Source organism: Microbacterium thalli, from assembly GCF_028737325.1.
Lineage (GTDB): Bacteria > Actinomycetota > Actinomycetes > Actinomycetales > Microbacteriaceae > Microbacterium > Microbacterium thalli.
On record NZ_JAQZCH010000001.1, the window covers coordinates 851,483 to 864,064 of the forward strand.

Below are 12,582 nucleotides of genomic sequence, written 5' to 3' on the forward strand. Positions count from 1 at the left end.
GCAGCCATTACATCGATGTAAAAGTAGACAAGTCCCTGTACGTCACGAAGGAGTGACCGATGGCCCCACCACTCGAACTCAGCAGACGCCGGTTCCTGACCGGTGCTGCAGCCCTCGCCGGCACCGCGTTCCTCGCCTCGTGCGCCGGTCTGCCCGGCGGCTCGAACGCCCGCACCCTGCAGTTCTGGCACCTGCTGTCGGGCGCCGACGGCGTCACGATGTCGGGACTGCTCGACGGGGTGAACGCTGCGCAGTCCGACTACCGCGTGCGCCCGACCGTCCTGGCCTGGGGTGAGCCCTACTATACGAAGCTCGCGATGGCCGCGGCGGGCGGTCGCGCCCCCGACGTCTCGATCATGCATGCCTCGCGCGTGGTCGGGTACGCCCCGGGCGGTCTGCTCGACACGTGGGACACGGGGCGGCTCGCCGACCTCGGGGTCGACAGCAGCACGTTCACCGACGCGATCTGGCGCAAGGGCTTCATCGGCGACGACCTGTACAGCGTCGCCCTCGACGCGCATCCGTTCATCCTCATGTACAACACCGAGATCTGCGACGCGGCGGGCGTGCTCGACAGCGACGGCAAGCTGAAGCCGGTGACCTCGCCCGAGGAGTTCCTCGAGATGGCGCGAGCGGTCGCCGCCGTCTCGGAGTCGCACGGCCTGTCGTACGGCTACCTCGGCGACGGCGCGCAGATGTGGCGCCTGTTCTACACCCTCTATACGCAGCACGGTCTCGAGATGGGCCTGCCGCAAGGCGGTCCGGCCGAGATCGACGAGGATGCCGCGCTCGCCTCGCTCGGCTTCATGCAGCAGCTCCTCGATGATGAGATCGCTTCGCGCAGCGCCGACTACCAGAGCGCGATCGCCGAATTCGCCACCGGCCGCAGCGGTCTCTTCCTCACCGGCGTGTGGGAGCTGCGCTCGATGCAGCAGCAGGACCTGCCGATCGACGCCACGATCATCCCGACGCTCTTCGGCACGCCGTCGGTGTACGCCGACTCGCACTCGTTCACCCTGCCGCACCAGAGCGTCCCCGACGAGACCACGCGCGATCTCGTCTACCGCTTCGTCGCCGACATCCTGAAGGGCTCGTTCGACTGGGCCGAGGCCGGCCACATCCCCGCCTACCTGCCCGTCACGCAGTCGGCGGCGTACGCCGATCTGCTGCCGCAGGCGAACTACGCCGAGGCGGCCGAACTCGTCCGCTACGACCCGCCCGCCTGGTTCACCGGCTCGGGCTCGCGGTTCCAGGCCGACTTCGGCGCCGCCGTGCAGAACGTCCTGCTGCGCGGAGCCGATCCCGCCGAGGCGATCACCCGCTTCCGCGCGCGCATCGATCAGCAGCTGCGCACCCCGAACCCCGCTGACCCGGAAGGAGCGGGAGCATGACCCTCGACACCGGATCCGGTCGCGCCGGCATCACCGACAGCGCTGCGACGCGCACGATCGTCACCGGTCGCCGCGGTGGCGCCTCGCGTCGGCACGTCGGCGATCGCGGCGAGCAGCGCATCGCGTGGCTGTTCCTCGCTCCGTTCCTCCTCGCTTTCGCGCTCTTCCTCGTCTGGCCGCTGCTGCACGGGCTGTACCTGAGCTTCACCGACCAGTCGCTGACCGGCGCCGGCGGCTCGTTCGTCGGCATCACGAACTACATCGAGGCGCTCGGCGACCCCGTGATGTGGCGTTCGCTCGGCAACACGGCCTGGTTCACGGTGCTCTCGACGGTGCCGCTCGTCCTGCTCGCGCTCATCATGGCGCTGCTCGTGCAGCGCGGGCTGCCCGGACAGTGGCTGTGGCGCCTGTCGTTCTTCATGCCGTACCTGCTGGCCTCCACGGTCATCTCGCAGATCTGGGTGTGGATCTTCAACCCGCAGATCGGCGCTGCCAACGGCATCCTCGAGGCGTTCGGGCTCGAACCGATTGCCTGGCTGCAGAACCCCGACACCAACATGCTCGCGATCGTCATCGCGACGGTCTGGTGGACGGTCGGCTTCAACTTCCTGCTGTACCTCGCGGCTCTCCAGAACATCCCCGAGACGCAGTACGAGGCGGCATCCATCGACGGGGCGGGGGAGTGGCGCAAGCTCTTCTCGATCACGATCCCGCAGCTCGGGCCGATCACGGTGCTGATCGTCATCCTGCAGGTGCTGGCGTCGCTGAAGCTGTTCGACCAGGCGTACCAGATGCTCGGCGGCATCGCGAGCGAGACCACCCGCTCGATCGTCCAATACATCTACGAGTCCGGCTTCGTCGGGTACCGCTTCGGCTACTCCGCCGCCATCTCGTACGTCTTCTTCGCGGTGATCGTCATCATCGGCGTCATCCAAGCCCTCGTCACGCGTCGCCGGAAGGAGCACTCATGAGCGCCACGACCACCGCCACCCGCTCCGTCGTCGCGCCCGGGGTCGCTCCCGACTCCCGCGCCCGCAAGCCCGGACAGCATCGCTTCAGCGCGCTGAACATCGTCGCCTTCATCGCGCTGGCCCTCATGGCGATCGGGTGGCTGCTGCCGTTCCTCTGGGCCCTCGCGACGGCCTTCAAGACCGAGACGGATGCCGCGTCGGGCGCGGGCGGCTGGGTCGGCGAGAGCGGACCGACGACCGAGGCCTTCACCTCGATCCTGTCGCAGGGCAACGTCTGGATCTGGGCGGGCAACAGCCTGTGGACCTCGGCCGCGATCACCCTCATCACGCTCGCGATCTCGGCCGTCGCCGCCTACGCGTTCTCGCGCCTCGAGTTCCGCGGCAAGAAGCTGCTGTACGGCGCGGTCATCGCGTCGATCGTCATCCCGCCGCAGGTGCTGATCATCCCGCTGTTCTACGAGATGCTCGCCTTCAACCTCGTCGACACCCCGTGGGGTCTGATCCTGCCGCAGGTGGTGGCGCCGGCGATGGTGTTCATCCTGAAGAAGTTCTTCGACCAGGTGCCGATCGAGCTCGAGGATGCCGCCCGCGTCGACGGTGCCGGACGCTTCCGGGTGTTCTGGTCGATCGTGCTGCCGCTGTCGCGTCCGATCCTCGGCGCCGTGGCGATCTTCGTCTTCATCACCGCGTGGAACAACTTCCTCTGGCCGTTCCTCATCATCAACGACACCACGCTCATGACCCTGCCGGTCGGTCTCCAGACCGTCATCAGCGCCTACGGCGTGCAGTACGCCCAGGTCATGGCCCAGGCCGTGCTGGCCTCCCTGCCGCTGATCATCGTGTTCCTGATCTTCCAGAAGCAGATCGTCCGCGGCGTCGCGACGACCGGCTTCGGCGGTCAGTGACCGGCGCGCCCGACCCTCATCCCCGAAAGAACAGGAGCATCATGCCCCGCGCCCGTATCGTCCTCGATCGTGACTTCACCGTGGCCGAGGTGCCGCGCCGTCTCTTCGGCTCGTTCGTCGAGCACATGGGCCGCTGCGTCTACACCGGCATCTTCGAGCCCGGTCACCCGCAGGCGGACGAACGCGGTTTCCGCCGCGACGTCCTCGCCCTCGTGAAGGAGCTCGGCGCGAGCGTCATCCGGTATCCCGGCGGCAACTTCGTCTCGGGCTACAACTGGGAGGACGGCGTCGGTCCCGTCGCCGATCGCCCGCACCGCCTCGACGGCGCGTGGCACACGGTCGAGACGAACGCTTTCGGCCTGCACGAGTTCGTCGACTGGGCGCGCGAGGCCGAGGTCGAGGTCATGGAGGCGGTCAATCTCGGCACGCGCGGTGTCGATGAGGCGCGCGCTCTCGTCGAGTACGCCAACCACGCCGGCGGGACGTACTGGTCGGACCTGCGTCGCCGCAACGGTGCCGCCGCGCCCTTCGACATCCGCCTCTGGTGCCTGGGCAACGAGCTCGACGGGCCGTGGCAGATCGGTCACAAGACGGCGCACGAGTACGGCCGCCTCGCGCAGGAGACGGCGAAGGCGATGCGCCTGGTCGACCCCGACATCGAGCTCGTTGCGGTCGGGTCGTCGAACCGGCAGATGCCGACCTTCGGCACGTGGGAGCACACGGTGCTCACCCACGCCTATGACGAGGTCGACTACATCTCGATGCACGCCTATTACCAGGAGGACAACGGCGATGCGGCATCCTTCCTGGCCGAGGCCGTCGACATGGACGCCTTCATCGACGGCGTCGTCTCGACGATCGACGCGGTCAAGGCCGCGGGCAAGCACCGCAAGCAGGTCGACATCTCGTTCGACGAGTGGAACGTCTGGTACCAGCGCGGCCTCGACACCGAGGACCAGCCGCACATCGTGTCGGCGTCGAAGGAGTGGCGTGCCCACCCGCGGCTGATCGAGGACACCTACAACGTCACCGACGCCGTCGTGGTCGGGACGTTCCTGCACAGCCTGCTGCGGCACGGCGACCGCGTGCGCATCGCCAACCAGGCGCAGCTGGTCAACGTGATCGCCCCGATCCGGTCGGAGGAGGGCGGGCCCGCGTGGCGGCAGTCGATCTTCTGGCCGTTCGCCCGCATGTCGCAGCTCGCGCAGGGTCGCGTCCTGCGCCTCGCCGTCGACTCCGATCAGACGCCGACCGCGAAGTTCGGCGATGTGGATGTCGTCGACGCCGCCGCGACGTGGGACGAGGCCTCCGGCCGAGTCGCGCTCTTCGTGGCCAACCGGTCGCTCGAGTCCGAGACCGAGGTCTCGCTCGAGCTGCGGGGTCTGGGCGCGTCGTCGATCGTCTCGGCCGAGGTGCTGACGGTGCCCGAGGGCGGCGACCGCCGGGCGGCGAACACCGAACAGGACCAGGACGCGGTGGGGCTCGTGCCGCTGCGGGGCGCGGGCCTCGACGAGGGCGTGCTGCGCGCGACGCTGCCGCCGCTGTCGTGGTCGGTGATCGTGCTGGACACCGCTCGGGCCTGAGCGGCCGCGCCGCGGCATCCCGCGCTCCTGCGTCGCCACTGCCGCCTGCGTCTCCGTCCCCCGCTCGCCCGCCGGCACGAGCGGGGGACGCGCGTTTGTGGGACGGGTACAACGGATGCCGCGGCGGGTGCGGGTGATCCGCTAGCGTCGGCCCTCGTGAACGTGTGGCTGCGAACCCTGCTGACGATCTGGCGAGCGCGGGCGCAGGTGCGCCGCCGGGGCCTGCAGCCCCCGATGACGGTCGGGCGGGTGCGGCTGCGCACGCTGCCCACCGACATCGACCTGCTCGGACACATGAACAACGGGCGGTACGCGTCGCTGTTCGATCTCGGCCGGTTCGACCTGCTCATCCGCACCGGCATCCTGCAGATCTTCCAGGAGAAGGGCTGGTACGGCGTCGTCGCCAGCAGCACCATCACGTTCCGCAAGTCGCTGAACCTGTGGCAGCGCTTCACGATCGAGACGCGGTTGCACGGGCACGACGACAAGTCGGTGTACATGGTGCACCGGGCGGTCGTGAAGGGCGAGGTCTACGCCGAGATGCTCGTCCGCTCGCGCTTCCTGCGCCGAAGCGGCGGCATCGTCCCGCTCGACGAGCTGTTCGCGGCCCTGGGGCGCCCCGACGACCTCCCCGAGCTCGAGCCCTGGATGATCGAGTGGGCGACGGCGACGGCGCTGCCGTCCACCCGCGCCGAAGCGCCCAGCGTCTGGGAGTGACACCCGCGCCGGCGATTCCGCGGCGGCCCGCACCGGAGCGCCGTGACCCCCGGACGGGGCCCGCGACATAGGCTGACGGCATGTCCGACACCGCTGCGTCCGGCACCACCCCGCCGGGCTTCCCTTCCGATGACGACCGCGCCGATCAGGCCATCGCCCTGGCGCAGCAGTGGGTGCACACAGCGGCCGATTATCCGGCGGATGCCGCGGCGCAACGACTCGCCGGCGTGCTGCGCGACCCGAACGGACTGCCCTTCACGATCGGCTTCGTCGACGGGGTCATGCGCCCCGAGAGCGTGACGGCGGCAGCGACCCGCCTCCACCACGTCGCTCCCCTCGTGCCCGAGTTCCTGCCCTGGTATTTGCGTGGTGCGGTGCGCATCGGGGGAGCGGTCGCCCCGGTGCTGCCGACCCCCGTCGTCCCCATCGCCCGCACGGCGCTGCGCGAGATGGTCGGACACCTCGTCGTCGACGCCCGCCCGCACAAGCTCGGGCCCGCGATCGCGCGCATCCGCGAGTCCGGCGCGCGGCTCAACCTCAACCTGCTCGGCGAGGCGGTGCTCGGCGAGGGCGAGGCGCAGCGACGCCTCGAGGGCATCCACGAGCTCATCCGGCGCCCCGACGTCGACTACGTCTCGGTCAAGGTGTCGGCGATCATCAGCCGCATCTCGATGTGGGCTTTCGACGAGGTCGTCGCCGACGTCGTCGAGCGCCTGCTGCCGCTGTACCTCAGCGCCGCGCAGGACGGCACCTTCATTAACCTCGACATGGAGGAGTACCGCGACCTCGATCTGACGATCGCGGTGTTCACCCGTCTGCTCGAGGACGAGCGGCTGCGGGGCCTCGAGGCCGGCATCGTGCTGCAGGCGTACCTGCCCGACGCCGTCGACGCGCTCGACGAGCTGACGGCGTGGGCGCAGACCCGCGTGGCCGCCGGCGGCGCCCGTATCAAGGTGCGCCTGGTCAAGGGCGCCAACCTCGCGATGGAGCGGGTGGATGCCGCTGTCCACGGCTGGCCGCTGGCGACCCACGCGAGCAAGCTCGACGCCGACGCGATGTACCTGCGCTGCCTCGACCGGGCGCTGCAGCCCGAGCGGACGCGAGCCGTGCGTCTCGGCGTCGCGGGCCACAACCTCTTCGACATCGCTTACGCGTGGCTGCTCGCCGGCGACCGCGACGTGCGCGACGACATGGAGATCGAGATGCTCCTCGGTATGGCGCAGGGCCAGGTCGCGGCGGTGACGCGCGACGTGGGGCACGTGCTGCTGTACGTGCCGGTGGTCCGACCCGACGAGTTCGACGTCGCGATCAGCTACCTCGTGCGGCGCCTGGAGGAGAACGCCTCGAGCGAGAACTTCCTGTCGGCCGCGTTCGACCTCGCGACCGACCCGAGCCTGTTCGAGCGCGAACGCGACCGGTTCGTCGCGTCGCTCGCCCGATCGGTCGATCCCGCGCTGCCGAGCGGTCCGAACCGCACGCAGGACCGCACCCTGCCGGTGCGCGGTCTGTCGGCGCAGCGGATCACGCGCGACCCCGCCGCCGACGACGCGGCGAACCTGACGCAGGCGGTGCTCGGCATCGCCGACGCGGCCGACACCACCGCCGACGACACGAGCGCCGTCGGTGCGCACGACGACGTCCTGTTCGGGGGCGAGCGCTTCGTCGAGACGGCCGTGTACGCCCCGCGCGAGTCGCGTCGAGCGCCCGCGCTCGGCGCCCCCGGATTCGCGAACACGCCCGACTCCGACCCCGCCCTCGCGGTGAACCGGGCGTGGGCGCGCGGCATCCTCGCCCGGGTCGCGGACAGCACGGCCGGAGACGACACCCTCGCCGCGGCGCGCGTCGACGACGCCGATCGGCTCGACGGGATCGTCGGGGGCGTTCGCGCTGCGGCATCCGCGTGGGGACGACTGCCGGCGGCCGACCGCAGCGCTGTGCTGCTCGCCGCCGCGCGCGCCCTCGAGGCGCGCCGGGCCGAGCTGATCGAGGTCGCCGCGTCCGAGACCGGCAAGGTGCTCGCCGAGGCCGACGTCGAGGTGAGCGAGGCGATCGACTTCGCCGCCTACTACGCCGCGACGGCGCGCGAACTGGATCGCGTCAGCGGAGCGGTGTTCGTTCCGGCCGCGGTGACCGTCGTCGCCCCACCGTGGAACTTCCCCGTCGCGATCCCCGCGGGCGGCGTGCTGGCGGCGCTCGCCGCGGGATCGGGTGTGGTCTTCAAGCCCGCTCCGCAGGCCCGCCGCTGCGCCGCTGTCGTCGCGGAGGCGCTGTGGGACGCCGGGGTGCCGCGCGACCTGCTCGCGCTCGTCGACATCGACGAAGGCGACCTCGGCCGCCAGCTGATCACGCACGCCGACGTCGACCGCGTGATCCTCACCGGGTCATGGGAGACCGCGGCGCTGTTCCGCTCGTGGCGCCCCGAGCTGCCGCTGCTGGCCGAGACGAGCGGCAAGAACGCCATCATCGTCACGCCCTCTGCCGACCTCGACCTCGCGGCAGCCGACCTCATCAAGAGCGCGTTCGGGCATGCCGGGCAGAAGTGCTCGGCGGCCTCGCTCGCGATCCTCGTGGGTTCGGTCGGCCGCTCCAAGCGCTTCGCCCGGCAGCTCGTCGACGCGACGCGCTCGCTGCGCGTCGGCCCACCGACCGACCCGCGCAGCGAGGTCGGCCCGGTCATCGAGCCGCCGCAGGGCAAGCTCGCGTGGGCCCTGACCACGCTCGACGACGGCGAGCGCTGGCTCGTCGAGCCGCGTGAGCTCGACTTCGGCCCCGAGACGGCGGGGCGCTTCTCGTCGCCCGGCGTGCGGGTGGGCGTCAGCGCGGGCTCGCGCATGCACCTCGAGGAGTTCTTCGGTCCCGTGCTCGGCGTCATGCACGCGCGCACGCTCGACGAGGCCATCGAGATGCAGAACGCGGTGGCCTACGGCTTGACCGCGGGCCTGCACACGCAGGACGCCGATGAGCTCGCGACGTGGCTCGACCGCGTGCAGGCGGGCAACCTGTACGTCAACCGCGGCATCACGGGAGCCATCGTCCAGCGCCAGCCCTTCGGGGGATGGAAGCGCTCGTCGGTCGGTGCCGGCACGAAGGCCGGCGGCCCGAACTACCTCATCGGCCTCGGGTCGTGGCGCGCCTCGACCGGCGCGGCATCGAGCACGTTGCACCTGCGGGGGCTGGACTCGCGCATCACGACGCTCATCGAATCGGCGCAACCCACCCTCGACTACGAATCGTTCGAGTGGCTGCGCCGGGGGGCGCTGTCGGACGCCGTCGCGTGGGACCGCGAGTTCGGTCAGGTCCGCGATGTGTCAGGCCTCGGCGTCGAGCGCAACCTCTTCCGGTACCGCCCGGTCGACGTCGCCATCCGGGCGGGATCGGATGCCGCCTGGCAGGCGGTGCTCCGCGTCATCGTCGCGGGCGTGCGCGCCGGGTCGCACGTCACGCTCAGCACGCCGGTGGGTCTGCCCGCCGCGGTGCGCCGGGCCCTCGGCGAGGTCGAGATCCCGGTGTCGGTCGAGACCGACGGCGAGTGGCTGCAACGTATCGCCGTCGCGGAGCAGCGGCCCGGCCGCATCCGTCTGGTGGGTTCCGCCGAGTCGGTCGCCGAGATCCGCGCCTCCGTCGCGGCAGCGACGGCGGGTGACCCCGATGTCGCGGTGTACGCCGACGAGGTCACGACCGCGGGCCGCGTCGAGCTGCTGCCCTTCGTGCACGAGCAGTCCATCACGATCACGGCGCACCGTTTCGGCAACCCCGACGATTGGTCCGAAGCGGTCATCTGACCCGGGTGGGTAGCGTGGCGGAATGACTGACACTGCTGCGCGCTCGCTGATCCTCGACCGGATGGCCATCGAACGGGAGACCCTCGTCGGGGCGCTCTTCGTCGCGCTCGGCGCCGTCGGCCTCGCCGTGGTGCTCGTCGCCGTCGCGTTCTCACCCGGGCTCAGCCTGCCCGTGATGCTCGGCGCCGGTGTGGGGATCGTCTTCCTCGTGCACGGCATCCTGCGCCGCGCCAGCGCTGCTCGCGCCGACGCCGCCTTGCGTGCCGTTGCCGCGGAGCGTCCGTCCGCCTGAGGCGGATCACCTCGGAATCCGCTCTCTTCTTGCCCTCCGCATACCCTAGGGGGGTATAGTATCCAGCGTGAACGGATACGACGCCAACAAGGACGACCTGCAGAAGCGGCTGCGGCGCATCGAGGGCCAGGTGCGCGGCATCGCCCGCATGGTCGACGAAGACAAGTACTGCATCGACATCCTGACCCAGGTGTCGGCGGCGACGAAGGCCCTCGAGACCGTCGCTCTCTCACTGCTCGGCGACCACCTCAGCCATTGCGTCGCCGAAGCCAGCGCCGAGGGCGGCGCCGTCGCCGACCAGAAGATCCGCGAGGCGAACGCGGCGATCGCGCGCCTCGTCCGTTCCTGACCGACCCCCCACGACTCCGAGGAGACATGATGACCGAGCGCAACGACCTGGGACTGACCGCGACCGGCGCGAGCGGAGGCGGCTGTTCCTGCTGCAGCCCCTCGTCCACGTCCGGTGCTGCCGCGACGCCGTCCGCCGTGACCGCCGAGGTGATGGTGTCGGGCATGACCTGCTCGCACTGCGTCGCGAGCGTGACCGAAGAGCTCGGCGAGGTGCCCGGCGTCGAGGGCATCGACGTCGACCTGAACGCCGGCGGGCTCTCGCGCGTGACGATCCGCAGCGCCGAGCCCATCGACGACGCGGCCATCACCGCCGCGATCGAAGAGGCCGGATACGCCCGCGAGGACGTCCGCTCATGAGCGCCGTCGACGTCGAGCTCGACATCGCGGGCATGACGTGCGCGTCGTGCGCGACCCGCATCGAACGCAAGCTCAACAAGCTGCCCGGCGTCGAGGCGACGGTCAACTACGCGACCGAGAAGGCGCACGTGCGCAGCGACGGCACCGACGCCGACCAGCTCATCGCTGCCGTCGAGGCCGCGGGATACCAGGCCGCCGTGCCCGCGCCGCCCGCCGCTTCTGATGACGCCGCGGCACCGGCATCCGACGACGGCGTCGCGGCGCTGCGCCGGCGACTGCTCGTGAGCACCGCGCTGGCGCTGCCGGTCGCGGTCCTGTCGATGATCCCGGCGCTGCAGTTCGAGTACTGGCAGTGGCTCGCGCTGACCCTCACCGCGCCCGTCGCCGTCTGGGGCGCGTGGCCGTTCCACCGCGCCGCGGCCGTCAACGCGCGCCACGGCGCCGCGACGATGGACACCCTCATCAGCCTGGGCGTCATCGCGGCCTTCGGGTGGTCGCTGTACGCGCTGTTCTTCGGCGGGGCGGGCATGCCCGGCATGACGATGACCTTCACGCTCATCGGAACCCCGCGCGCGGGCGGACACGAGATCTACCTCGAGGTCGCCGCCCTCGTCACCGTCTTCCTCCTGGCCGGACGGTACGCCGAGGCGCGGGCGAGGAAGTCCTCGAGCGAGGCGCTGCGCGCACTGCTCGAAATGGGCGCCAAGGATGCCGTTCAGCTCGTCGATGGGCGGGAGCGCCGCGTGCCGGTGAGCCAGCTCGCCGTGGGAGACACCGTCGTCGTCCGCCCCGGCGAGAAGATCCCCTCCGACGGCATCGTGGTGGCGGGAGTGTCGGCTGTCGACGCCAGCATGCTCACCGGCGAGTCCGCACCCGTCGACGTCGCCGAAGGCTCGCGGGTCGTGGGCGCCACCGTCAACGCCGGTGGCCGGCTCGTCGTCGAGATCACCCGCGTGGGCGCCGAGACCGAGCTGGCCCGGATGCAGCGGCTGCTCGCCGAGGCGCAGTCGGGCAAAGCCGATGTGCAACGCCTCGCCGACCGGGTCTCGGCAGTGTTCGTGCCGATCGTCATCGGTTTGGCGATCGTGGCGTTCGTCGGATGGACTCTCGCCGGCGGATCGGTCGAGCTCGCCTTCACCGCCGCCGTCGCGACGCTCATCATCGCCTGCCCGTGCGCCCTCGGGCTGGCCACGCCCACGGCGCTCCTCGTCGGCACCGGCCGCGGGTCGCAGCTGGGCATCCTCATCCGCGGGCCGCAGGTGCTGGAGCAGACCCGTCGCGTCGACACCATCGTGCTCGACAAGACCGGAACCGTGACGTCCGGGGCGATGAGCATCACCGAGGTCCATCCCGCCGCCGGCGTCACGCGCGACGACGTGCTGTCGACCGCCGCGGCGGTCGAGGCGGCATCCGAGCACCCCGTCGCCCGTGCGGTGGCCGCGGCCGTGCCGTCGGGGACGGCCGAGGTGGACGCGTTCGCCTCGCACGCGGGCTACGGCGTGCAGGGCGTCGTCGACGGGTCCGCGGTCGTCTGCGGCCGGCCGTCGTGGCTGCGAGAGCAGTGGAGCGTGCCGATCCCACCCGACACGGCGGCCCTGCTCGCCGAGCTCGAGACGCGGGGCACCGTCGTGGCGGTCGCGCGCGACGGCAGCTACGCGGGGGCCATCGTCGTCGCCGACACGATCAAACCCACGAGCGCCGAAGCGGTCGCGCGGTTCCGGGCGCTCGGTCTCGAGCCGGTGCTGCTCACCGGCGACAACGCCGTCACGGCGCGTCGCGTCGCCGACGAGGTCGGCATCGCGACGGTGCACGCCGGCGTCAGCCCGGCCGAGAAGCTCGATGTCGTCCGAGGGCTGCATGCCGAGGGGCGCGTCGTGGCGATGGTCGGCGACGGCGTCAACGACGCTGCAGCGCTGGCCGCGGCCGATCTCGGGCTCGCGATGGGCGGGGGCACGGATGCCGCGATCGCGGCCAGTGACATCACGATCGTCTCGGGCGACCTGCGGGTCGTCGCCGACGCCATCCGGCTCGCCCGCCGCACCCTCGGGACGATCAAGGGCAACCTGTTCTGGGCCTTCGCCTACAACGTCGCCGCGATCCCGCTCGCGATGGCAGGACTGCTGAACCCGCTGCTGGCCGCCGCCGCCATGGCCCTGTCGTCGGCGTTCGTCGTGACGAACAGCCTGCGGCTGCGCGGATTCCGTCCCGGCGCCTGAGCCTGCCCGGGCGAACG

The 12,582-nt window shown here is 71.1% G+C and carries 10 protein-coding genes; all 10 read left to right on the forward strand.

Features of this window, described 5'->3' with window-relative positions; genetic code table 11:
* Positions 1-59 precede the first annotated feature (59 nt).
* Complete coding sequence (locus PUW82_RS04260; RefSeq protein WP_274221086.1) at positions 60-1,391, forward strand: extracellular solute-binding protein; 1,332 nt, start codon at positions 60-62, stop codon at positions 1,389-1,391.
* Entirely contained in the window at positions 1,388-2,362 is a 975-nt protein-coding gene (locus PUW82_RS04265; protein ID WP_274221087.1) for a carbohydrate ABC transporter permease, read from the forward strand. Before PUW82_RS04260 ends, PUW82_RS04265 begins: the two co-directional genes overlap by 4 nt.
* Positions 2,359-3,267 (forward strand): carbohydrate ABC transporter permease, encoded by a 909-nt coding sequence (locus PUW82_RS04270; protein WP_274221088.1) that lies wholly within the window; start codon positions 2,359-2,361, stop codon positions 3,265-3,267. Before PUW82_RS04265 ends, PUW82_RS04270 begins: the two co-directional genes overlap by 4 nt.
* A gap of 41 nt (positions 3,268-3,308) precedes the next feature.
* Positions 3,309-4,850: an arabinosylfuranosidase ArfA gene (gene arfA / locus PUW82_RS04275; RefSeq protein ID WP_274221089.1), complete on the forward strand. Its 1,542-nt coding sequence runs from the start codon at positions 3,309-3,311 to the stop codon at positions 4,848-4,850.
* 156 nt (positions 4,851-5,006) lie between these two features.
* Entirely contained in the window at positions 5,007-5,567 is a 561-nt protein-coding gene (locus PUW82_RS04280) for an acyl-CoA thioesterase (RefSeq protein WP_274221090.1), read from the forward strand.
* An 80-nt stretch (positions 5,568-5,647) separates the two neighbouring features.
* A complete protein-coding gene (locus tag PUW82_RS04285) occupies positions 5,648-9,349 on the forward strand; it encodes a bifunctional proline dehydrogenase/L-glutamate gamma-semialdehyde dehydrogenase (protein ID WP_274221091.1) in 3,702 nt (1,233 codons plus the stop codon).
* Between the two features lie 22 nt (positions 9,350-9,371).
* Positions 9,372-9,641 (forward strand): hypothetical protein, encoded by a 270-nt coding sequence (locus tag PUW82_RS04290; protein ID WP_274221092.1) that lies wholly within the window; start codon positions 9,372-9,374, stop codon positions 9,639-9,641.
* Positions 9,642-9,708: 67 nt separating this feature from the next.
* Positions 9,709-9,990 (forward strand): metal-sensitive transcriptional regulator, encoded by a 282-nt coding sequence (locus PUW82_RS04295; protein WP_274221093.1) that lies wholly within the window; start codon positions 9,709-9,711, stop codon positions 9,988-9,990.
* Positions 9,991-10,019: 29 nt separating this feature from the next.
* Positions 10,020-10,349 carry a heavy-metal-associated domain-containing protein gene (locus PUW82_RS04300; RefSeq protein WP_274221094.1) on the forward strand — a complete coding sequence of 110 codons (330 nt, stop codon included), beginning with the start codon at positions 10,020-10,022 and terminating at the stop codon, positions 10,347-10,349.
* The gene (locus tag PUW82_RS04305; RefSeq protein ID WP_274221095.1) at positions 10,346-12,565 is read left to right on the forward strand and encodes a heavy metal translocating P-type ATPase; all 2,220 of its coding nucleotides are present in this window, start codon (positions 10,346-10,348) and stop codon (positions 12,563-12,565) included. Before PUW82_RS04300 ends, PUW82_RS04305 begins: the two co-directional genes overlap by 4 nt.
* The last annotated feature ends 17 nt before the right edge of the window (positions 12,566-12,582 follow it).

Bases quoted from the DNA above. Each gene is read 5' to 3' on its own strand.
- PUW82_RS04260 (WP_274221086.1), top strand. From the start codon at position 60: ATGGCCCCACCACTCGAACTCAGCAGACGCCGGTTCCTGACCGGTGCT.
- PUW82_RS04265 (WP_274221087.1), top strand. From the start codon at position 1,388: ATGACCCTCGACACCGGATCCGGTCGCGCCGGCATCACCGACAGCGCT.
- PUW82_RS04270 (WP_274221088.1), top strand. From the start codon at position 2,359: ATGAGCGCCACGACCACCGCCACCCGCTCCGTCGTCGCGCCCGGGGTC.
- arfA (WP_274221089.1), top strand. From the start codon at position 3,309: ATGCCCCGCGCCCGTATCGTCCTCGATCGTGACTTCACCGTGGCCGAG.
- PUW82_RS04285 (WP_274221091.1), top strand. From the start codon at position 5,648: ATGTCCGACACCGCTGCGTCCGGCACCACCCCGCCGGGCTTCCCTTCC.
- PUW82_RS04290 (WP_274221092.1), top strand. From the start codon at position 9,372: ATGACTGACACTGCTGCGCGCTCGCTGATCCTCGACCGGATGGCCATC.
- PUW82_RS04300 (WP_274221094.1), top strand. From the start codon at position 10,020: ATGACCGAGCGCAACGACCTGGGACTGACCGCGACCGGCGCGAGCGGA.
- PUW82_RS04305 (WP_274221095.1), top strand. From the start codon at position 10,346: ATGAGCGCCGTCGACGTCGAGCTCGACATCGCGGGCATGACGTGCGCG.